18 protein-coding genes and 1 riboswitch are annotated in these 20,605 nt (G+C 74.7%); of the genes, 13 read left to right on the forward strand and 5 right to left on the reverse strand.

Features of this window, described 5'->3' with window-relative positions:
• Positions 1-21: 21 nt before the first annotated feature.
• From K4G22_RS29625 to K4G22_RS29635, 3 genes are all read right to left on the reverse strand, one after another.
• Positions 22-684 (reverse strand): response regulator transcription factor, encoded by a 663-nt coding sequence (locus tag K4G22_RS29625; protein ID WP_228083541.1) that lies wholly within the window; start codon positions 682-684, stop codon positions 22-24.
• Positions 681-2,042, reverse strand: coding sequence for a sensor histidine kinase (locus tag K4G22_RS29630; RefSeq protein WP_228084269.1), 1,362 nt, complete (start codon positions 2,040-2,042; stop codon positions 681-683). The genes K4G22_RS29625 and K4G22_RS29630 overlap by 4 nt, the downstream gene beginning before the upstream one ends.
• 67 nt (positions 2,043-2,109) lie before the next feature.
• Positions 2,110-2,439: a hypothetical protein gene (locus tag K4G22_RS29635; protein WP_228083542.1), complete on the reverse strand. Its 330-nt coding sequence runs from the start codon at positions 2,437-2,439 to the stop codon at positions 2,110-2,112.
• A gap of 118 nt (positions 2,440-2,557) precedes the next feature.
• Here K4G22_RS29635 and K4G22_RS29640 point away from each other — a divergent pair, with 118 nt between their 5' ends.
• The 6 genes from K4G22_RS29640 (at position 2,558) to K4G22_RS29665 (ending at position 10,250) form a co-directional block, all read left to right on the forward strand.
• Positions 2,558-3,496: a LysR family transcriptional regulator gene (locus tag K4G22_RS29640; protein ID WP_228083543.1), complete on the forward strand. Its 939-nt coding sequence runs from the start codon at positions 2,558-2,560 to the stop codon at positions 3,494-3,496.
• Between the two features lie 338 nt (positions 3,497-3,834).
• Positions 3,835-4,851 carry an ABC transporter permease gene (locus K4G22_RS29645; RefSeq protein WP_228083544.1) on the forward strand — a complete coding sequence of 339 codons (1,017 nt, stop codon included), beginning with the start codon at positions 3,835-3,837 and terminating at the stop codon, positions 4,849-4,851.
• Positions 4,848-5,687 carry an ABC transporter permease gene (locus tag K4G22_RS29650; RefSeq protein WP_228083545.1) on the forward strand — a complete coding sequence of 280 codons (840 nt, stop codon included), beginning with the start codon at positions 4,848-4,850 and terminating at the stop codon, positions 5,685-5,687. The genes K4G22_RS29645 and K4G22_RS29650 overlap by 4 nt, the downstream gene beginning before the upstream one ends.
• Entirely contained in the window at positions 5,684-7,336 is a 1,653-nt protein-coding gene (locus K4G22_RS29655; protein ID WP_228083546.1) for an ABC transporter ATP-binding protein, read from the forward strand. The genes K4G22_RS29650 and K4G22_RS29655 overlap by 4 nt, the downstream gene beginning before the upstream one ends.
• Entirely contained in the window at positions 7,333-8,931 is a 1,599-nt protein-coding gene (locus K4G22_RS29660) for an ABC transporter substrate-binding protein (RefSeq protein WP_228083547.1), read from the forward strand. The genes K4G22_RS29655 and K4G22_RS29660 overlap by 4 nt, the downstream gene beginning before the upstream one ends.
• Positions 8,932-8,987: 56 nt before the next feature.
• Positions 8,988-10,250, forward strand: a complete 1,263-nt coding sequence (locus tag K4G22_RS29665; RefSeq protein WP_228083548.1) for an LLM class flavin-dependent oxidoreductase — start codon at positions 8,988-8,990, stop codon at positions 10,248-10,250.
• 19 nt (positions 10,251-10,269) lie between these two features.
• Here K4G22_RS29665 and K4G22_RS29670 read toward each other — a convergent pair whose 3' ends face one another.
• On the reverse strand, positions 10,270-11,589 hold the full coding sequence (locus K4G22_RS29670; protein WP_228083549.1) for an aminotransferase class V-fold PLP-dependent enzyme: 1,320 nt from the start codon (positions 11,587-11,589) through the stop codon (positions 10,270-10,272).
• A 124-nt stretch (positions 11,590-11,713) separates the two neighbouring features.
• Positions 11,714-11,830, reverse strand: a riboswitch (SAM riboswitch).
• Positions 11,831-11,985: 155 nt separating this feature from the next.
• On the opposite strand from K4G22_RS29670, the gene K4G22_RS29675 reads away from it, so the two are divergent.
• The 4 genes from K4G22_RS29675 to K4G22_RS29690 all read left to right on the forward strand — a co-directional run bounded on the left by K4G22_RS29675 (position 11,986) and on the right by K4G22_RS29690 (position 16,733).
• The gene (locus K4G22_RS29675) at positions 11,986-12,738 is read left to right on the forward strand and encodes an SDR family oxidoreductase (protein ID WP_228083550.1); all 753 of its coding nucleotides are present in this window, start codon (positions 11,986-11,988) and stop codon (positions 12,736-12,738) included.
• Between the two features lie 135 nt (positions 12,739-12,873).
• Complete coding sequence (locus tag K4G22_RS29680) at positions 12,874-14,190, forward strand: hypothetical protein (protein WP_228083551.1); 1,317 nt, start codon at positions 12,874-12,876, stop codon at positions 14,188-14,190.
• Positions 14,191-14,262: 72 nt separating this feature from the next.
• A complete protein-coding gene (locus tag K4G22_RS29685) occupies positions 14,263-15,489 on the forward strand; it encodes an AAA family ATPase (RefSeq protein ID WP_228083552.1) in 1,227 nt (408 codons plus the stop codon).
• Positions 15,486-16,733 (forward strand): vWA domain-containing protein, encoded by a 1,248-nt coding sequence (locus tag K4G22_RS29690; RefSeq protein ID WP_228083553.1) that lies wholly within the window; start codon positions 15,486-15,488, stop codon positions 16,731-16,733. The genes K4G22_RS29685 and K4G22_RS29690 overlap by 4 nt, the downstream gene beginning before the upstream one ends.
• Here the strand turns inward: K4G22_RS29690 and aztA are convergent.
• Positions 16,705-17,463, reverse strand: a complete 759-nt coding sequence (gene aztA / locus K4G22_RS29695; RefSeq protein WP_228083554.1) for a zinc ABC transporter ATP-binding protein AztA — start codon at positions 17,461-17,463, stop codon at positions 16,705-16,707. The two genes, K4G22_RS29690 and aztA, sit on opposite strands and share 29 nt — an antisense overlap.
• 49 nt (positions 17,464-17,512) lie before the next feature.
• Here aztA and aztB point away from each other — a divergent pair, with 49 nt between their 5' ends.
• Genes aztB through aztC form a run of 3 tightly spaced genes read left to right on the forward strand, consistent with a single transcriptional unit; the run spans position 17,513 to position 20,600 of the window.
• Positions 17,513-18,439 (forward strand): zinc ABC transporter permease AztB, encoded by a 927-nt coding sequence (gene aztB, locus K4G22_RS29700; RefSeq protein WP_228083555.1) that lies wholly within the window; start codon positions 17,513-17,515, stop codon positions 18,437-18,439.
• On the forward strand, positions 18,436-19,653 hold the full coding sequence (locus K4G22_RS29705; RefSeq protein ID WP_228083556.1) for a WD40 repeat domain-containing protein: 1,218 nt from the start codon (positions 18,436-18,438) through the stop codon (positions 19,651-19,653). Before aztB ends, K4G22_RS29705 begins: the two co-directional genes overlap by 4 nt.
• Entirely contained in the window at positions 19,650-20,600 is a 951-nt protein-coding gene (gene aztC, locus K4G22_RS29710) for a zinc ABC transporter substrate-binding protein AztC (protein ID WP_228083557.1), read from the forward strand. The genes K4G22_RS29705 and aztC overlap by 4 nt, the downstream gene beginning before the upstream one ends.
• Positions 20,601-20,605 lie beyond the last annotated feature (5 nt).

Genomic DNA, 20,605 nt, shown 5'->3' on the forward strand with positions numbered 1-20,605 from the left:
TGTCCGCGTGCCCCCGGCGGCTCAGCCCGGCACGCGGTAGCCCATCCCGCGCAGCGTCTCCACGCAGCCGTTGCCCAACTTCCGGCGCAGCGCGCGGACATAGACGTCCACGATGTTGGAGCCCGGATCGAAGTCGTAGCCCCACACATGGGAGAGGATCTGCTCGCGGGAGAGTACCTGCCCCGGGTGGCGGAGGAAGAGCTCCAGCAGGGTGAACTCCCGGGCCGTCAGGTCCACCAGCGTCTCGCCGGCGCGGGCCCTGCGGGTGCGCAGGTCGAGGCTGAGGTCGCCGCTGCGCAGCACCGTCACCTCGGGGGCGCGCGCCGCCGTGCGCAGCCGCAGGCGGACCCGGGCCAGCAGCTCCTCGAAGCGGAACGGCTTGGTCATCCAGTCGTCGGCGCCGCCCTCAAGCCCCGCGACGGTGTCCCGCACCGAGTCGCGGGCGGTCAGCACGATCACCGGCACGGTGACCCTGGCCTCCCGCATGGCGCGCAGCACGGTGAACCCGTCCCTGCCCGGCAGCCCGATGTCGAGCAGCAGCAGGTCGAACGAGCCGGTCAGCACGTGGTCGAGCGCGGTGTCGCCGTCGGTCGCGACGGTGGTGACGAAGCCGTTGGCCGTCAGCCCCTTGCGGACGAAGGAGGCGATGCGCTCCTCGTCCTCGGCGATCAGCACGCGGTTCACGACGTCTCCAGAGTCAGTAGGAAGGTGGCGCCCCCGCCGGGGGTGGGGCGCAGTTCGGCCCGGCCGTGGTGGCCCTCGGCGATGGCCCGCACGATGGAGAGGCCGAGCCCGGCGCCGCCCCCGCGTCGGTCAGGCCCGCGCCAGAACCGTTCGAAGACGAACGGCGCGTCCGCGTCGGGCACGCCCGGGCCCGAGTCGGCGACGTAGAACTCGACGCGGCCGGGCAGCGGCCGGGAGCCGATCCTGATGGTGTCCCCGACCCCGGTGTGCCCCACCGCGTTCTGCGCCAGCTGCACCATGGCCTGGGTGATCCGCTGCGGGTCCACATCCCACTCCCCGTCGGCCACCTCGGCCAACTCCCAGCGCCGCTCGCCCAACGTCCTGGCCTTCACGAAGACATCGGCCGTCAACTCGGCGAGCTGCACCGGCTCGGGCCGCACGAAGTCCGGCTGCTCGGCCTTGGCCAGCAGCAGCAGATCCTCCACGATCCGGCTCATCCGGTCCAGCTCGTCGCTGACCAGCCGCAGCGTCTCCCGGCGTTCGGCGACGCTCGCCGGGTCGGCGCCCTCGCTCATCAGCTCCAGATGCCCGCGCACGATGGTGATGGGGGTGCGCAGCTCGTGTCCGGCGTCGTCGACGAAGCGCCGTTGGGTGGCGAAGGCGCGTTCCAGCCGGTCCAACATCGCGTTGAAGGTCCGCGCCAGCGCGGAGACGTCGTCCGAGCCGCGCACCGGGATGCGCCGGCTCAGGTCCTGCTCGGTGAGCTGGTGCGCGGTGTTCCGCACCAGCCGGATCGGCTTGAGGATGCCGCCGGCCACCCACCAGCCGACCACACAGGTCATCAGCAGCGCCAGTACGGCGACCAGCATCAGCACCCGGACCACGTCCCGCACCGAGGCCATGGCCTCCTGGGGGTGGAAGGCGACGACCAGGACGGCCGGTTCGTCGCTCCCGCCGGTGGTGATGTGGACCTTGACCCAGCGGACCTCGCCCGCCGGCCGCTCCAGCGTGCCGGAGCGCTCCGCCGCGCCGAGCACGCGTTCCACCGCGTCCTGGTCCTCGTGCAGCGGCAGGTCCGCGCGGATCTCGCGCGGCTGTCGGATCAGCCGGCCGCCGGGGGAGTCGGGGACGAAGCCGAGGAGCTCCTCGGCCGGCTCGGGGAACTGCCGTTCCAGATAGTCGGTGAGCAGCCGCCGGGGATCGTCGAACGGTTCGCCGGTCCGCGGATCGCGGCCCACCTCGACGAAGTTGTGGAACTCGGACGTCTCCTGGCCGAGGAGCTGGTTCACCCGCTCGTCCATGTCCCGCCACAGCACCGAGCGGACCAGCACCACCACGGTGACCAGCGAGATCGCCATCAGCAGCGCCACCCAGAGCAGGATATGGAGGCGGGCGCTGACCCGCAGTCGGCGCAGCGGCGAGCGATCAGTCGTCGTCCCAGTCGTCCCCGTCGTCGTTCCAGTCGTCCCCGTTTCCGTCGTCGTCGTGTCGGTCGTCCCCGTGGTCGGGCTGTCGCCGGTCGTCGTCATGGAGCGGTGTCTCAGTGGGTCGGGGCCGGGGGGCCACCTCCTCGTCGGGGGCGGGCGCCTGGCCCGTGTCCCGTGGGGCCGTGGGGCCGGAGGAGGGCGCCAGTTCGACGTCGGGGGCGACGACGGGGGCCGGCGGGTCCTCGCCGAGCACATGGCTCATCCCCGCGACGCTCACGGGGACGAGGACCAGGGCGACGAGCGTCGCCACACGGTGCGAGAAGGCCATGCCCACCAGGCTGCGGGGCGAACGCCCTCCTTGTCATGAGAGCCCGATGAGAGATTCTTCATCTGCCGGCCCATCGATCAACTACGCTGATCGATGGGCCGGCTCGGAGGGGGACGCGATGAACCAGGTGCACGTCCAGGAGGTCGAGTGCCTGCTCGCGCTCGCCGAGGAGCTGCACTTCGGCCGGACGGCCGCCAGGATCGGATGTTCGCAGAGCCGGGTCAGCCAGCTGGTGGCCGCCCTGGAGCGCCGCGTCGGGGTGCGCCTGGTCGACCGCACCAGTCGCCGGGTGGCGCTCACCCCGTTCGGCGCCCAGTTCGTCGCCGAGGTGCGCCCGGCGTACGAGACGATGACCGCCGTCTTCACCCGCGCCAGGGAACGGGCCAGGCGGGGTGCCCTCGGCCAGCTGCGCATCGGGTTCCACGGCAGCGTCTACGAGGAGGTCACCGAGGCGTTCCGGCAGCTCAGGAACCACCACGACGTGGCCATGGCGCTCAGCGAGATCCCGCTCGGCTCGCCGTTCTCCGCCGTGCTCGACGGCCGGCTCGACGCCGCCGTGGTCGAACTCCCGGTGCGGGAGGCCGCGTTGACCATCGGCTTCCGCTTCCCGCCGCAGGACCGGCTGTTGGCCGTCGCCGCCTGGCACCCGCTGGTCGCGCTCCGCCGGGTCCCGGTCGAGGAGCTCGCCGGCCTGGATCTGCTCCATCCGATCGGCGACGCCCCCGACTACTGGCGGGTCGCCCGGGTGGCGCGCACCACCCCCGCCGGGGCCCCGATCCGCTCCTCCACCGGGATCAGCACCGTCCAGGAGGGCCTCGCGCTGGTCGCCGCCGGCGAGCACGCCATGCTGGTCTGCCGCCCGCTGGCCGAGCGCGCCACCCGGGGCGATGTGCGCTACCTCCCGGTCGACGGGCTCGACGAGCCGTCCCAACTGGGCCTGATCTGGCGCACCGACCGCGCCAACGCCCCGCTGACCACGCTCGCCCGGCTCCTCGACGAGGAGTTCCGCCGCTCCGCGACCGGCGACGGCGGAACGCTCGTCCCGCTGGCGGGCTGAACGCGTCCGGCCCGATCGCCGGCCGGCCCAACGCCCTTGTGTGAACGGGTATGTCGCCAGGTCAACGCCCTGTTGAGATCGTCTCACCCAGTGGGACACGGCTCGGGATTCCTTGCGAACGCCCGGGGCGCGTGCCCAGGATGAGGCCCGTGATCGAGCCGAACCACCCCGCGATGCCGCGCCCCGAGGCGCGCGGTCGCACGCTCGCGCGCCGCTGTTGTCGAGCCTGAGCAGGACCCGCGACAAGCCCTCGACCGGCGCCACCCCACACCACTCCACCTCCCGGAACGCCGCCCGTGCGCGCGCCGGAACCCGACACCCTCTCCGGGAGCACCCCGTTGTCCACCCCTGACCTGCGGCGCCCGCGCGCACCGGGACGGCCGGCGGCCGGCCAGCGGCTCGCCGTCTATGTGCTGCGGCGCTGCGGCTACTTCGGCGTCGTCGTGATCGCGGTGTACACGCTGTCGTTCTTCCTGCTCTACGCGCTGCCGAGCGACCCCGTCGCGCTGATGCTCGAACGCCGCTCGGCCGGGGCCGGCGGCGGCACCCCCGAGCAGATCGAGGCGCTGCGCACCCGCTACGGGCTGGACGACCCGCTGGTGTTCCGCTACTTCAGGACCCTCGGCCAGCTGCTCACCGGCGATCTCGGCACCTCCTTCCAGTCGGGACGTCCGGTCCCCGAACTGCTCGCCGCCGTGGCCCCGAACACCCTGAGCCTGGCCGCCGCCGGGCTCGCCGTCGCGGTGCCGTTCTCGCTCGCGCTGGCGCTGGTGACCTCCTGGCGCGCGGACGGCGCGGCGCACCGGGTGCTGGTGAACGTGCCGGCGCTGATCGCCGCGATCCCCGCGTTCTGGCCGGGGCTGCTCCTCCTCCAGCTGTTCTCCTTCACCCTCGGCTGGGCGCCGCCCGCCGGATCGAGCGGCCTCGCCGGGCTGACGCTGCCGGCCGTGGCGCTCGCCCTGCCGGTGACCGCCTCGCTGACCGCCGTCCTGGTACGAAGCCTGGACGACGTCCAACGGGCGCCGTTCGTCGCGTTGTTGCGCGCCCGTGGGCTGTCCTGGCGGCGGGTGTACCTGGGCCATGTGGTGCGCAACGCGCTGCTCCCCTTCGTCACCCTGACCGGCCTGACCGTCGGCGGGCTGCTGGTGGGCACCGTGATCACGGAGACCGTGTTCGCCCGCGCCGGTCTCGGCCGGCTGCTGGCCTCCTCGGTGGAGGCGCGGGACGCGCCCGTGACCCTGGCCATCGCGGTGCTGGCGGCGCTCGTCTTCGCCGCCGTCAACCTCGTGGTCGACCTGCTGTACCCGCTCCTCGACCCGAGGCTGCGCCGAACCGACGGGGGAGTGCCGGCATGACCACCATCGACACCGACCGGCCGCGCCGGTCGCTGCGGCGCACCGGTGTGCCGTGGCTGGCGCTGGCGGTGCTCGCCCTGGTCGGCGCCGCCGCGCTGCTGCCGGGGCTCGTCGCGCCCGCCGACCCGTTCGGCGAGAACATCGCCGAACGGCTGACCCCGCCGTCGGCCGAACACCTCTTCGGCACCGACGAACTGGGCCGCGACCTGCTCAGCCGCGTCGTGCACGGCGCCCGGGCCAGCCTGGCCACCGCGCTCCTCGCGTTGGCCCTCGCCTTCGGCCTCAGCCTGGCCATCGGCCTGGCCGCCGGGTTCCTCGGCGGCCTCGTCGACCGGGTGCTGATGGCCGGCGTGGACGTGCTGTTGGCTCTGCCGTCGCTGCTGATCTCGCTGCTGGTCGTCTCGGGCCTCGGCACCGGTCCGGTCAACCTGGCCGCCGCCGTGGGCATCGCCTCGGTGCCGGCGCTGGCCCGGGTCACCCGCGCCGAGGTGCTGCGGGTCAGCTCGCGGACCTTCGTCGAGGCGGCCGGCGGCTTCGGGCTGGCGCGCCACCGCGTCCTGCTGCGGCATGTGCTGCCGCACGCGCGCGGCCCGATCACCGCGCTGGCCGCGCTGGAGCTGGCGACGATGGTGCTGTCGGTCTCCGCGCTCAGCTTCCTGGGGTACGGGGCACAGCCGCCGGACCCGGAGTGGGGCAACCTGATCGCCGGCGGGCGCGACCACTTCGCCACCTCCTGGTGGCTGACCACCCTGCCAGGCGCGGTGCTCGCCTGCGCGGTGTTGGCGCTGCACCGGGTGGGGCGCGCCCTCGGCGCCACGGAAGCGGGGCAGGTGTGACCGCCGTAGTCGAGGTGACGGAGCGGGCACCGGCGCTGCGGCTCGAAGGGCTGCGGGTCGGCTACCAGGACCGCACCGGGCGTGGCGAGCTGCTCGCGGTCGACGACCTCTCGCTCACGGTGCCGGCGGGGCGGACCGTCGCCGTCGTCGGCGCCTCCGGATCCGGCAAGTCCAGCCTGCTGCACGCGCTGTTGGGCCTCGTCCCGCGCACCGCCCGGGTCGGCTTCCGCCGCCTGGAGGTGCTCGACGACGCCGGCGTGCCGCGCCGCGTCGAGGACCCCGGGGCGCTGCGCGGCCGTTCCGTCGGGCTCGTCCCCCAGGACCCGGTGCGCGCGCTCGACCCGCTGCTCCGCGTCGAGAAGCACTTCGCCGAACTGCACCGGCACTTCCTCGGCGTCACCGACCGGGCCGAGAGCCGCCGGCGCACCGTCGCCGCGCTGCGTGCCGTCGGGGTCGACCGGGCCTCCGCGCGGCTGCGCCAGTACCCGCACGAGCTGTCCGGCGGGCAGCGCCAGCGGGTGCTGATCGCGCTGGCCCTGATCGCCGAGCCGCGCCTGCTGCTGGCCGACGAACCCACCTCCAACCTGGACGCCACCGTCCAGCGGCGGGTGCTGGACCTCTTCGACCAGGTGCGGGTCGAGCGCGGCCTCGCGCTGCTGCTGGTCACCCACGACATCGCCGTGGCGGGGGAGCGGGCCGACCACCTGCTGGTGATGCACGCCGGACGGGTCGTCGAATCGGGCCCGACCGCCGCTGTCCTCGGCGACCCCCGGGACCCCTACACGCAACGGCTGCTGACCTCGCTGCCCAGCAGGTTGCCGCCCCGGCCCACGTTCCGTCCCCAGGACCCTCCCCGGGTGGTGCTGGCCGCACGAGGACTGACCAAGGCGTTCCGCGCCGGCCGGGGCGGAACGCGGATCGACGCCGTGCGGGACGTCGAACTCTCCCTCCACCGGGGCCAGACGCTCGCCGTCGTCGGCGAGTCGGGCGCCGGCAAGTCCACCCTGCTGCGCCTCCTCACCGGGCTGGAACGGCCCGACACGGGAACCGTCCTGCTGGACGGCCGGCCGGTGGCCACGGGGCGGGGCGCGCGGGCCCGCCGGGTGCAACTGGTCTACCAGAACCCGGCGCGCAGCCTGAACCCCTCGCTCCCCGTCTCCCGGATCGTCGCCGAACCACTGGAGGCCCAGCACATCGGCTCCGCCGGATCCAGGGCCGCACGCGTCCGCGAGCTCCTCCAACAGGTCGACCTGCCAGCCGAGTTCGCCGCTCGCCGCCCCGGCCAGCTCTCCGGTGGGCAGCTGCAACGCGTGGCGATCGCCCGCGCGCTCGCCCTGGAACCCGAGGTCGTGGTGCTCGACGAGCCGGTCTCGGCGCTCGACCAGGCGGTCCAGTTCGCGCTGCTCACCCTGCTCCGCGACCTTCAGCAACGGCTCGGCGTCGCCTACCTGCTGGTCTCCCACGACCTCGGCGTGGTGCGCGCCGTCGCCGACGAGGTCCTGGTCATGCACCGGGGCCGGATCGAGGAACGCGGCCCGACCGAGGCCCTGTTCACCACGCCCGCCAGCCCCCACACCCGCGCCCTGCTGGCCGCGCTGCCCCGCCCGCACCCCGACAACCCATCCCAGAACAGGACTTCGCCCTCATGACCCGCGCCTCCCTGACGGGCCCGCTCGCCGCCTCCGCCACCGCCGCCGCGCTCCTGCTCACCGGCTGCGGCGGCGCCGCCTCCGCCAGCGGTGAACCCACCCACCTGCGCGTCGCGTACGGCTGGTACCCGACCTGCTTCGACTACGCCCAGTCCAACCCGTTCGCGCTCTTCGGCCGGCAGGTGCTGGACACCCTGCTCAGCGAGAACCCCGAAACGGGCGAGCTGGAGCCGTATCTGGCCGAGTCCTGGGAGACCCTGGACGAGGGAAGGACCTACGAGTTCACCCTCAGACAGGGCGTCACCTTCAGCAACGGGGAGGAGCTCACCGCCCAGGTCGTCGCCGACAACTTCGCCTCGCTGTGGGCCCTCGCCGAACAGGGCGCCTCCCCGACCGCCGGCGCCTATCTGCGCGGCTACGACCGCGCCGAGCCGGTCGACGAGCGCACCGTGCGGGTCACCTTCACCGAGCCCAACGCGGGCTTCCTCCAGGCCAACACCGAGGGCCAGTTCGGCATCCTCGCCCCGGAGTCGCTCGCCGGCACCCCGGAAGAGCGGTGCGTCGACGGCACCATCGGCTCCGGACCCTTCGTCCTGGACGAGGCGGTGCAGGACGAACGGGTGAGCTATGTGCGGCGCGACGGCTACGACTGGGCGCCCGCCGCGTTCGGGCGCACCGGGGAGGCCGCGCTGGAACGGGTGACCATCCAGATCGTGCCGGAGGAGAGCCTCCGCGCCGCCGGCGTCGTCTCGGGCGACTACGACCTGGCCTACTCGATCACCGAGACCGGACTGGCCCAGGCCGAGGGCCAGGACGATGTCGAGACGGTCCTGGCGCCCGACCGCAGCGTGGTCAACACCCTCGTCGTCAACACCGCCGACCCCGTCCTCGCCGATCCGGCCGTCCGACAGGCGCTGCAACACGGCATCGACCGGGAGGAGTTCGTCGACGCCTTCTACGGCGAGGGCGTCGAGCCGGCCACCGACGTGGTCTCGCGGGGGCACCGCTTCTACACCGACCGGGGCGAACTGCTCGCCCACCGCCCCGAGGTGAGCCGCTCCCTGCTGGAGGACGCCGGCTGGACCGAGGGCGCGGACGGCATCCGGGCCAAGGAGGGCCAGCGCCTCGACATCACCCTCACCTTCGCCGGCACCGACATCGGCACGGCCGCCTCCGGCTGGGAGTACCTCCAGAGTCGGCTCGCCGACATCGGCATCGCGCTGGAGCTCCGGCAGGTCTCCGAGGCCGAACAGGCCGACATCCGCGCCTCGGACGACTGGCAGCTGGCCGTCTACCAGGGCGCGAGCCGGGGCGACGCCGACGGGATCGCCGCGTTCTACTCCACCGAGTTGACCACCTGGGGAGGCCAGGCACCCCGCCCCGACGTCGACGCGCTCCTCGCCGAGCAGGCCACCACCGTCGACCCCGACGAACGCCACCGGCTGGTCGACGAGGCCGCGACCACCATCATCGAACAGGGCTACGGCATCCCGCTCTTCGACTCCGCCCAGGTCCTGCTCGCGCGCCGCGACGTCACGGACCTCACCTTCCCCGTCAACGCGTGGGAGCCGATCCTCTACCGGGTCGCCAAATGACCGACGCCCACCCCCGCGCCGCTGTGGGAGACGACCGAGACGACCGGGAGGACCCGATGACGACCCCGCGCCGCGCCCCCCTGCTGCTGCTCAACGCCCAGTATCTGCCGGCCAGTCGGGACTGGCGGACCGAGGCGGGCCGCGCCGACTCCCCGTTCCGGGTCGACACCTTCGTACGGGAGGCCCAGCGCGCCGAGGCCGCCGGCTTCGACGTCCTCTTCCAGGCCGACTTCTCCGGCGTCAACCGCGCCGGACTGCGCTCGGGACCGCCGCTGACGGTCTTCGAACCGTTCCAGGCCGGCGCGCTGATCGCCTCCGCGACCAGCAGGATCGCGGTGATGCCGACCGTCTCCACGCTCTACACCCACCCGTTCTCCGCCGCCCGCGCCCTCGCCAGCCTGGACCGGATCTCCGCCGGCCGGGCCTGGCTCAACCTGGTGTCCTCCTTCCGCTCGGGCACCGCCATCGGTATGCGGCGCGACGTTCCCCGCACGCGACGCCACGCGCAGACCGAGGAGTTCCTCGACGTCGCGAGGCGGCTCTGGGCCAGCTGGCCACCGGCGGCCAACACCCCCGACCCGACGACCGACCGCTTCATCCGCGATGACCTGATCGCCGACGTCGACCACCACGGGGCGTTCTACGAGCAGAACGGGCCCATCGACATGGCCCCTCACTCGGCCGAGTTCCCCTTCACCCTCCAGGCCACGTCCTCGCTGGCCGGCCTGCGGCTGGCCGCCCGCACCGCCGACGGCGTCTTCGTCGGCACCCCGACGCTGGGCGCGGCCCGCGCACTGCGCCGCGTCCTGCGCCGCGAGGTGCGGGCGGCCGGTCGCCCCGAGGACAGCGTGGCCGTACTCCCCGGCGGCTTCGTCCGGATCACCGCCACCCGCGCCGAGGCCGAGCGGCTGATCGAGGCGGAGCGGCGGCGCGCCGGCGCCTCGGGCGGCGGGGCCGCCGTGGACCGGCTGCGGGCCCGGTTCCCCCTGCTGCGCCTCGGCGACGCCGGCTCCGCCGACCGGCTCCCGGCCGACGTGCTCCCCGAGGACCCCGACGAGGTGTTCGCCACCTGTGGCTCCTCGTATCTGCCCCTGTGGGACCTGGCCGGAGAACCGGGCCGCACCGTGGGGGAGTTCGCCGTCGAGGCGGCCACCATCGGCGAGCACGCCCGCTTCGTCGGCACCGCGGAACAGCTCGGCGACGAGCTGCGCCGCTGGTACGAGGAGGGCGGCGTCGACGGCTTCCAACTCATCCTCGGCAACGACTTCGAGACCCTCTGCGACCGTGTCATCCCCCGCCTGCGGGGGACCACTCGCTGAACCACTCGCTGACGGAGCGTCAGGCCGTGGGCGCTCCGGTCAGGTCGGCGAGCGCGTCGAGCAGCCGTCGGACGTGCTCGTCCGGGGTGCCGGCGCCGAAGCTCACCCGCACCGCCTGGAGCGCGCCGCCGCAGTCGTCGGCGGGGCCCTCGGAGCGCAGCAGCCGCCGCACCAACGGCTGGGCGCAGAACATCCCCGAGCGGACGCCGATCCCGTAGCGGTCGGAGAGCGCCCGCGCCAACGCGGCGCTGTCCCAGCCATCCACCGTGAACGACACCACCGCGACCCGCTCCGACTCCCCGCCGAACAGCGACAGTTCGGCCACCGCCGGCAGCCGCGCCAGGCCCGCGCGCAGCGCCCCGAACAGCTCCCGTTCCCTGGCCACGAGGCCGTCGTAGCCGGGTCCCTCCGTCAGCGCCCGGCAGGCGGCGGCGATCGCGAAGGCGCCGATCACATTGGGCGAGCCGGCCTCGTGCCGCGCCTCGCCTTCCGCCCACTCGACGCGCACCCCCGCACGCGGATCCCGCGCGACCACGCGGGTGGCGCCGCCGCCCGCCAGATAGGGCGGCGCAGCCGCGAGCCAGTCAGCGCGCCCCGCGAGCACCCCGGCGCCGAACGGCGCGTACAGCTTGTGCCCGGAGAACGCCACCCAGTCCACGTCGAGCTCCGCGACACTGACCGGCCGGTGGGGCACCAACTGGGCGGCGTCCAGCACGATTCGGGCGCCGAGCCGGTGCGCGACCGACGTCAACTCCGCCACCGGCCACAGCTCGCCCGTGACATTGGAGGCGCCGGTGACACAGAGCAGCTTCGGCCCCTCGGGCGCCGCGGCCAGCGCGGTCTCCACCGCGCGCACGGCCAGCTCCGGCGCCCGGGGCGTCGGCAGATAGGTCACGGCGTGGCCGTGTCGAGCCCACGGCAACAGGGCCGCGTGGTGCTCGGTCTCGAAGACGAAGACCCGGGTACCGGCGGGCAACGAGGCGGCGAGCAGGTTCAACGAGTCCGTGGTCGACCGGGTGAACCACAGCTGGTCGTCCGGGCGGCAGTCGAGGAACCCGGCCACCGTGGCCCGGCTGCGCTCGAACAACTCGGTGGAGAGCCGCGACAGATGGCCGGCGCCCCGATGCACGCTGCCATAGAGCGGCGCGTAGGCGGCGACCTCGTCCCAGACCCGACGCAGCACCGGGGCGCTGGCCGCGTAGTCGAGGGCGGCGTAGCCGATCTCGCCGCCGCCGGCGATCGGCGCCCTCACGTCGGCGCTGAGCACGGCATGCGGATCGGCGTCGTCCGACGGCGGGGCGGAGACGAGGGCAGGGGAAGGCGAAGTACAGGTGGTCATGACGAGATCTCCGGGCAGGACTCGGCGGAGTGAACAGCCACGGCACCGCCGCGACCGAAAAGAGACAGGGCGAGAGGGGGAGCCGACGCTCCTAGGACATTCGCTGACGCACGAGAACTCCAATGGGCCGCACTTGCCGTGAACCCTGCTGTCCACGGCCCGGTCATCACCCGGGGCACCCCGCCGCGACGGAGGGTTGCCGGACAGCGGGCCGGGGCCCAGTTCGCTGTCACTCGTGACCTTGCCGGGATTCTGTCATACCGGCGCGCCGGGCGGTAGCCGGGGCCCGTCCCCGGGGGGACCGCCGCGGCGTTGACGCGTGTCCGACGTGCCCGGCACCGCCGGGGCGGCCATGCTCCAGGAGTGACCCCCGCCCCGCACGAAGGGAACGACGGCATGAGCAGCTCGACCCCCACGCCCCAGGGAACGCGCGTCGCGCTTGTCACCGGCGGCTCAGGCGGCATCGGCCGCGCCTGTGCCCGGCGGCTCGCCGGGGACGGCGTCGCCGTCGGCGTGCACTACGCCGGCAACAAGGCCCGGGCGGACGGCGTGGTCGAGGAGATCACCTCGGCCGGCGGGCGGGCCGTCGCCGTGGGCGGGGACATCGCCGACGAGGTGGCCATGCGCGCCGCCTTCGACGAGGTCGAGAACGCCTTCGGCGGCCTCGACGTCCTCGTGAACACCGCCGGCGTCATGCTGCTGGCGCCCGTCACCGAACTGGACCTCGACGACCTCGACCGGATGCACCGCACCAACATCAGGGGCGCCTTCATCGTCTCCCAGCAGGCCGCCCGCCGGCTCAGGCGCGGCGGCGCGATCATCAACCTCTCGTCCAGCGTCAGCCGCGCCCAGTTCCCGAACTACGCCGGCTATGTGGCGAGCAAGGCCGCGGTCGAGGGCATGACGTTGATCCTGGCGCGCGAGCTGCGCGGCAAGGACATCACCGTCAACGCCGTGGCCCCCGGGCCGACGGCGACGCCGCTCTTCCTCGACGGCAAGGACCAGGGGACCATCGACAACCTGGCGAACGCCGTCCCGTTGGAACGCCTCGGCCAGCCCGAGGACATCGCCGAGACCGTCGCCTTCCTCGCCGGCCCGGCCCGCTGGGTCAACGGGCAGACGTTGTTCACCAACGGCGGCCTCGTCTGACCCCACGGCGGAACGCGCCCCCGGACGGGCCGAGTTGATGACTGGCGCGGCGGGCGCCACGACGGGTACGCTCCCCGGGATGACGACTTACTCCTTCTCCGGATTGGGGGACTCGTCCGCGCAAGGTGAGTGCTGATGCTCATCCGATCCGCGACCGAGAGTCCCCGCCTTTCCCGGTGGCAGCGCGTGCGGGCCTACGCCGTGCCGCCCACCATGATCGAGACCGCGACCGCCCGCCGCCAGGCCGGGGACTGGGCCGGCTCCTGTGCCGCCGCGCGTTTCGATGTCGACCTCGACCTTCGTTCCCTGGCGCGCGCCCACGGCCGGGAGCTCGCCGCCCTGGTCCGCGACGATCTGCGGCGGCTGGCCCCCGACCTGCTGCGTTGGCATATGCCCAGGGTCGCCCCCGACGGGCTGCTGCGCCCGGGCCTGACCTTCGCGCTCGCCCGTTACCCCGGCACCGGACGGGACGGTCGGCCGCTGTGCCTGGTGGCCGGGACGCCACCGGCCTGGGCCGCGGCCGGGCAGCGGATCAGCCTGGCCCTGCTGGACGGCACCCACCCCGGGGCACACCCCCGGCGCAGGTTCCGGCTCGATCTGCACCGCCATCTCTGGGACGCGCACCGGGCCGATGAGCTGCGGGTTCGTTCCTGGGCCGACCGCCGGGCGGTCGACCACTGGGCCGCCGAGGCCGCGCTGCTGCTCCGCGCCGAGGGGCGGACCACCGGCGCCGTCACGGTGCGGTTGACCGGCCGGCACCGCCTGCTGTTGACCCTGCCCGGGGCCGACGACGGAACCGGCACACCGGCCGCCCGGATCGAGCGCGCCCCCGGCACGGGCGATCTCGCCGCGCTGCCGGTCCTGCCCGAGGCGGCGACCTGGCCGCTCCCGGACCTGGAGCTGCTGGCGGCCGGCCTGATCGACGCCGACCGGCTGCACCCGCTGGTCGCCTCGGCCCTGGCCGGGGCCAGCGCACCTCAGCCGGCCGCGCCACCGCCCGCCGACCCGGGCCCCCTGTGGGTGGACTGCCGGGGCGCCCGGCACCGGATCGGGCTGGTGGACGGCGAGCTGGCCGCCCTGGACCACGACCCCGCCGAGCTGGCGCGGGAGGAGCTGCTGGCCGCGCTGACCGGCACGCCCCTGCCCTGCCTGCGGGCGATCGACACCGCGCACCGCCGTCCCGAGGCGCTCGCCGACATCGGCGAACGCCTCGACCACGGCGACACCGCCGGCGCCCGCGCCGTCGTCGAGGCCCTGCTGGGCCCGGCGGCGACGCTGCCCGACGGCCCGTTGCGGGACGCTCTGGCCAGGGACCAGCGGCTCCGGATCGCCAGGGGCCTGTTCCGGGCCGGCCTCGGCGAGCCGGGCCCGGCCCGGGTCGGCGCGCCGCCGGCACGGCGCCGCCGTTCCCCCGACCACCGTTCCCACCCCCGGCACGCGTCCGCACGCTGAGCCGGCGCCTTCTTCCAGGACCCCCTTCCCTCCGCCGCTCGCGCGGCCCGCACCCACCCCAGGTGATCATCTGTGCCCACGCATGCCTCCGTCGCCCAACTCCACGTCGCCGACCAGCTGTTGACCCTGCTGCGCGATACCGCCACCGAGCCGCGCCCCGACGTCCAGCTCGACGCCCTGACGCTGGCCGTGGCGGCCGATCTGCCGGTGCTGCTCTGGGGCGAGCCCGGCATCGGCAAGACCGCCGCCCTCACCCAGCTCGCCGCCGCCCTCGACCTGCCGCTGACCACCGTGATAGCCAGCGTGCACGAGCCCTCCGACTTCGCGGGGCTGCCCATCGTCGGCGACGACCCGGCGGAACAGGGCGTGCCGATGGCGCCGCCCGACTGGGCGGTGCGCATGGTGCGGGAGGGCCGGGGCCTGCTCTTCCTCGACGAGCTGTCCACGGCGCCGCCGGCCGTCCAGGCGGCGCTGCTGCGGCTGGTCCTGGAGCGCCGGGTCGGCTCGCTGCGGCTGCCCCCCGAGGTCCGGATCGTCGCCGCCGCCAACCCCAGGTCGTCGGCCGCCGACGGCTGGGAGCTGAGCGCGCCGCTCGCCAACCGGTTCGTCCACCTCACATGGACCCATGACCACGAGGTGGTCGTCCGTGGCCTGGGCGGCACCTGGCCGACGGCGACCCTGCCCCGGCTCGACCCCGAACGGCTGCCCGCGGCGGTCGACTTCGCCCGCCGCGCCGTCTGCGGGCTGCTCGCCGCCCGCCCGGGGCTGGTGCACCGGCTGCCCACCACCGAGGCCCAGCGCGGCGGGCCCTGGCCGTCGCCGCGCAGCTGGGAGATGACGCTGCGGCTGATCGCCTTCGCCACCGCGGCCGAGGCCAGCAGGGAGGCGCTCTCCGAGCTGGTCAGGGGGACGGTGGGGGACGGCCCCGGGCTCGAACTGCTGGCCGGCATCGACCGGATGGACCTGCCCGACCCCGAGGCGCTCCTCGCCGACCCGGCCGCCGCCGCACTGCCCGAGCGGGGCGATCTGCGGCAGGCCGTGCTCGACGGCGTGGTCGCCGCCGTCCGCCGCCGTCCCGAGCGGGAACGCTGGGACGCCGCTTGGGCGCTGCTGGTCAGGGCGCTGGAGACGGGGGCGCCTGATCTGGTGGTGGTGCCGGCGACCACGCTGGCCACGCTGCGCCGCGAGGACTGGGACGTGCCCGAGTCGATCGAGCGGCTCGCCGGCGTGGTGTCGCTGTCCCGCCGTGCGGACCGCGCCGCGGCCCGGGTCGCGACCGCCGGCCGGGTCGGCCGATGACGGGGGAGACGCTGGACCTCGACAAGCTCTACGCCGCTCGCCTGCACGCCGCCCGCGTGCGGCCCTACCTGGCCACGGCGCTGTTCGCGCTGCGTGTGGTGGAGTCGCGGCGGGTGCCCACGATGGCCGTCGACCAGCACTGGCGGGTCTACGCTTCGCCGGCGTTCGTGGCCGCGACGCCGGAGGAGGAGCTGGCCGGCGTGTGGGTGCACGAGGTGTCGCACCTGCTGCGCGACCACCACGGGCGCGGCGACCGGGTGGCGCGGGAACGCGGGCTGACCGGGCGTGCGGAGCGGCTGCGGATCAACATCGCCGCGGACTGCGAGATCAACGACGACCTGTTTGGGGACGGTCTCGTCCGCCCCGAGGGCGCGGTCCAGCCGGCTCTGCTGGGGCTGCGCGACGGGGAGTTGATGGAGGACTACCTGCGGCAGTTCCGGCTCGGGCCGCGCACCCAGAGCCTGGCCTGGCTGGAGTGCGGCAGCGGCGCCGACGGCCTGGAGCGCCCCTGGGACCTGGGTCCTGACGGCGCCCACGGACTCAGCGCGGAGGAGCGCGACGCGGTGCGGTTCCGGGTGGCGCGCGGCATCTCCGGGCGCCCGGGTAACGCCCCGAGGGGCTGGCGGCGGTGGGCCGACGAGGTGTTCCACCCGCCCCAGCCCTGGCGTCGACTGCTCGGCGCGGCCGTCCGTTCGGCGGTCTCGGGGGCCGGGGCCGGCGACGACCACACCTATGGCCGGCCCGCCCGGCGCGCCGCCGGGGTGCCGGGCGTGCTGCTGCCGGGACTGCGGCGCAGACCACCCCGGGTCTCCGTGGTCATCGACACCTCGGGCTCGGTCAGCGACACCGAGTTGGGCAGCGCGCTCCTCGAAGTGGCCGCGATCGGCAGGGCCCTGGGCGGGCGTCGGGACCTGGTGCGGGTGCTGCCCTGTGACGCGGCGGCTCCCGCCGTGCACCAGCTCTGCCGGGCCGAGTCCATCCCGCTGGTGGGCGGCGGCGGAACCGATCTGCGCACCGGCTTCGCCCGGGCGCTCGGCACGGCGCCGCGCCCCGATGTCGTCGTGGTGCTCACCGACGGGCAGACGTCCTGGCCCGAACGCCGGCCGCCGTGCCGCACGGTGATCGGCCTCTTCCCCCGGCAGCCGCCGGCCAGGGCGTGGGACGACGACGAACCCCCGTACCGCCAGGACCCGCCGCCCCCGTGGGCGCGCACGGTCAGCATCGGTACCGGGCCGTCCCGGTGAGATCACCGCGGGCGTCCGGCAGTTCGGGCGTTCCCCAGGCTCGGCGGAGCGCCTCGGGGGTCAGGACCTCCGCCGGGGGCCCCTCGGCGAGCAGCCGGCCGTGCGCCAGGAGCAGGCAGTGGTCGGCGCGGAGCGCGAGGCCGAGGTCATGGGTGGCGTGCACCACGGTCGTCCCCTCGGCGACGGCGGTGTCCAGGGCGGTGGCCACCCGCCGGCCGGCCTCGGCGTCGAGGCCGGCCGTTGGTTCGTCGAGAAGCAGCAACTCGGGCCGCTGCGCGAGCCCTTGAGCGACCAGCGCGCGCTGCCGCTGCCCGCCGGAGAGCGAACCGAGCTGCCGTCGGGCCAGATCGACGATGCCCAGGCGGTCCAGGCACGCCTCGACCAGCGCGCGGTCCTCGGGGCGTGCCCGGCGCCAGGGGCCGAGATCGGCCCAGCGGCCCATGGCGACCGTCTCGCGCACGGTGATGGGGAGCCCGTCGGGGACCGCGTCGCGCTGCACCACCAGGGCCGGCCGCCTCGGGCCGCGTCCCGTCACGGTGCCGTCCGCGAGGTCGAGGACCCCGGCCAGCACCGCCAACAGCGACGACTTCCCGGCCCCGTTCGCGCCCACCAGGGAGGTGGCCAGGCCCCCGGGTATCCGGGCGCTGATCGCGTGCAGCGCCGGGCGGTTCCCGTAGCCGGCGGAGACGCGCCGCAGGGCGATATCCGGCGGGATGGAGTTCTTCGTCACAGGGAACCTCCTTGCTAGTGATAATCATTTTCATTATAGGGTGCCGGGTATGGAGTGGTTTCTCGACCCGTTCGCGGTCTCCTTCGTCCAACGTGCCCTCTGGGGTGGCCTGCTGGTGTCCGCGATCTGCGCGCTGGTGGGCACCTGGGTGGTGCTGCGCGGACTGGCCTTCCTGGGGGACGCCATGGCGCACGGGATGCTGCCGGGGGTGGCCCTCGCCTCGCTGCTCGGGGTGAGCCCGCTGCTGGGCGCCGCCGCGAGCGCGGGGGTGATGGCGGCCGGTGTCACCGCCCTCGGCCGACTGCCGAGGCTCTCCGGAGACGTCGGCATCGGGCTGCTCTTCGCCGGCATGCTCTCCGTCGGCGTGATCGTCGTCTCCCACTCGGACTCGTTCGCCGTCGACCTCACCGGCTTCCTCTTCGGCGACGTGCTGGCCGTCCGCGAGCGCGACCTGTGGCAACTCGGCGTCGCCCTCGGCGTCACCGCCGTGGTCACCGTGCTCGGCCACCGCTCCTTCGTGGCGCTCGTCTTCGACGCCAGGAAGGCCGACACGCTCGGCCTGCGGCCCGGGTACGCGCGCGCCGTCCTGCTCGGACTCATGACCCTGGCGATCGTCTCGTCCTTCCATGTCGTCGGCACGCTGCTGGTGTTCGGGCTGCTGATCGCGCCGCCCGCGGCCACCGTCCTGTGGGCGCGGCGCATCCCGCTGGTGATGCTCGGCGCGGCGCTCGTCGGCGCCGGCGCCACCGTGCTGGGGCTGCTCGTCTCCTGGCACGCCGGCACCGCCGCCGGCGCCACCATCTCGGCCGTCGCGGTGGCCGCGTTCTTCCTCTCGGCCGCCACCGCCGTCCTCCGCACCCACCGCCGAGGACGCCGCCCGGCTCCCACCGCCGCCCATCCCGCCGACGCCGTCCAACCCGTCCAACCCGCCCAACCCGCCCATCCCATCCGACCTGAGATAGAGCCCGCACCGTGAAACGAACCCCAACGCTCAGCGCGACAGCGACCGTCGGCGCCCTCGCCGCCCTGCTCGCCGGCTGCGGCGGCGGCCCGTCCCCCGGGGCCGAACCCGCGCCGACCGAGACCCCGCACGGCTATGTCGAGGGAGCCGAGGAGACCGCCGAGGCCACCTCCCGCCTGGTCCTCGCCGACGCCGGGACCGGCGCCGTCGCCGTCCTCGACCTCGCCACCGAGGAGATCACCGAACTCCCGGCCGTGCCCGGGGTGCGGCAGCTGCGGGGCGACGGCCGGTTCGCCTATCTCGGCGCCGACGACGGCTCCGTCCACCTGGTGGACAGCGGCGGGTGGACCGTCGACCACGGCGACCACGTGCACCACTACCGCGCCGACCCGGCCGCCCTCGGCGCGCTGCCCGTCGGGGAGTTGGCCTCGGCGCACGCCGACACCGCGCGCACCGCGCTCACCGGGGCCGACGGCACCGTGCGCCTGCTCGACCGCGACCGGCTCGCCGAGGGCGAGCCGCCGGAGCCGGTCGCGCTGAGCGCGGAGGGCCGGCTGGGCACGGCCGTGCCACACGCCGGGCACCTGCTGGTGACGGCCGGCGCCGACACCCCCGACACCGTGCGGATCAGGGACGCGGCGGGTGAGCCGCTCGCCACCCTGGACGAACCCTGCCCGGAGGCGGGCGGCGCGGCGGCGACCCGACGCGGGGTGGTCTTCGCCTGCGCCGACGGCGCGTTGCTGGTGGCCGAGGAGGACGGCGCGTTCACCGGCACCCCGATCCCCTACCCCGACGGCGTCGAACCGGCCCAGCGGGCACAGGAGTTCACCCACCGCCCAGGCAGCGACACCCTGGCGGCCCGGGCCGGTGACGACGCCGCCTGGGCGCTGGACCTCGCCGAACGGACGTGGACGCGGATCGACACCGGCCCCCTCACGGCGGTGAACGCCGTCGGAGACGGGAAGACGCTGCTGGCCCTCGCCGACGACGGCGTCCTGCACGCCTACGACACCGATACCGGCCGGCGCACCGCCAGCACCCCGCTGCTCGCCACGCCCCCGGACGACGCCGCGCCGGCCCCGGTCATCGAGGTCGACACCAGCCGCGCCTACGTCAACGACCCGGCCGCCGGAGTGGTCCACGAGATCGACTACCGCGACGATCTGCGCCTGGCCCGCACCCTCGAACCCGGCCTCTCACCCGACCACATGGTGGAGACCGGACGATGAGGCGCCCGGAGCGGAGGAGGACCGGCGCGGCCGGCCGGCGGATCGGGCTCCTCGCCCTCGGCGTGCTGGCGCTCGCCGGGCCCACCGCCTGCGCCACGAACGAACCGGGCGGCGACGAGGTGGTGGTCACGACCAACATCCTGGGCGATGTCACCCGGCGGATCGTCGGCGACCAGGCGGAGGTCACGGTGCTGATGAGGCCCAACGCCGATCCGCACTCGTTCGGCGTCTCCGCGCAGGAGGCGGCCACCGTCGAACGGGCCGGCCTGGTGGTCCACAACGGGCTCGGCCTGGAGGAGGGAGTGGCGCGCCACGTCCGGGCCGCCGAGGACGCGGGGGTGGCGACGCTCGCCGTCGGCGAGGAGGTCGACCCGCTGCCCTATGCCTCCGACGCCTCGGCTGGGGAACTCGACCCGCACTTCTGGACCGACGCCGAACGGATGGGCACCGCCGTCGAGTTGATCGCCGACGCCGTCGTCGACGAGGTCGGCGGCGTCGACGCCGAGACGGTCAGGGCCAACGCCGAGAGCTATCTGGCGGAGGTCAGGGCGCTCGACGCGTGGATGGCGGAACGGTTCGCGACCATTCCCGCCGAACGCCGCGCCCTGGTGACCAACCACCACGTCTTCGGCTACCTGGCCGAGCGGCACGACTTCCGCGTGGTGGGCGCCGTGGTGCCCAGCGGCACCACGCTGGCCTCGCCCAGCGCCTCGGATCTGGAGTCGCTGGCCACCGCCGTCCGCGAGAACGGGGTACCGGCGATCTTCGCCGACTCCTCCCAACCCGACCGGCTCGCCCAGGTCCTCGCCGAGGAGGCGGGCGTCGACGTCGAAGTGGTCGCCCTGCACTCGGAGTCGCTCACCGACGAGGACGGGGGCGCCGCCAGCTACCTGGAGATGATGCGCGCCAACACCGAGGCGATCGTCGCCGCGCTCGGCGACTCCTGAGACCG

Source organism: Streptomyces profundus (assembly GCF_020740535.1).
In the GTDB taxonomy this organism is placed as follows: domain Bacteria; phylum Actinomycetota; class Actinomycetes; order Streptomycetales; family Streptomycetaceae; genus Streptomyces; species Streptomyces profundus.

Bases quoted from the DNA above. Each gene is read 5' to 3' on its own strand.
- K4G22_RS29630 (WP_228084269.1), bottom strand. From the start codon at position 2,042: ATGGCGATCTCGCTGGTCACCGTGGTGGTGCTGGTCCGCTCGGTGCTG.
- K4G22_RS29635 (WP_228083542.1), bottom strand. From the start codon at position 2,439: ATGGCCTTCTCGCACCGTGTGGCGACGCTCGTCGCCCTGGTCCTCGTC.
- K4G22_RS29640 (WP_228083543.1), top strand. From the start codon at position 2,558: ATGAACCAGGTGCACGTCCAGGAGGTCGAGTGCCTGCTCGCGCTCGCC.
- K4G22_RS29650 (WP_228083545.1), top strand. From the start codon at position 4,848: ATGACCACCATCGACACCGACCGGCCGCGCCGGTCGCTGCGGCGCACC.
- K4G22_RS29660 (WP_228083547.1), top strand. From the start codon at position 7,333: ATGACCCGCGCCTCCCTGACGGGCCCGCTCGCCGCCTCCGCCACCGCC.
- K4G22_RS29665 (WP_228083548.1), top strand. From the start codon at position 8,988: ATGACGACCCCGCGCCGCGCCCCCCTGCTGCTGCTCAACGCCCAGTAT.
- K4G22_RS29670 (WP_228083549.1), bottom strand. From the start codon at position 11,589: ATGACCACCTGTACTTCGCCTTCCCCTGCCCTCGTCTCCGCCCCGCCG.
- K4G22_RS29675 (WP_228083550.1), top strand. From the start codon at position 11,986: ATGAGCAGCTCGACCCCCACGCCCCAGGGAACGCGCGTCGCGCTTGTC.
- K4G22_RS29680 (WP_228083551.1), top strand. From the start codon at position 12,874: ATGCTCATCCGATCCGCGACCGAGAGTCCCCGCCTTTCCCGGTGGCAG.
- K4G22_RS29690 (WP_228083553.1), top strand. From the start codon at position 15,486: ATGACGGGGGAGACGCTGGACCTCGACAAGCTCTACGCCGCTCGCCTG.
- aztB (WP_228083555.1), top strand. From the start codon at position 17,513: ATGGAGTGGTTTCTCGACCCGTTCGCGGTCTCCTTCGTCCAACGTGCC.
- aztC (WP_228083557.1), top strand. From the start codon at position 19,650: ATGAGGCGCCCGGAGCGGAGGAGGACCGGCGCGGCCGGCCGGCGGATC.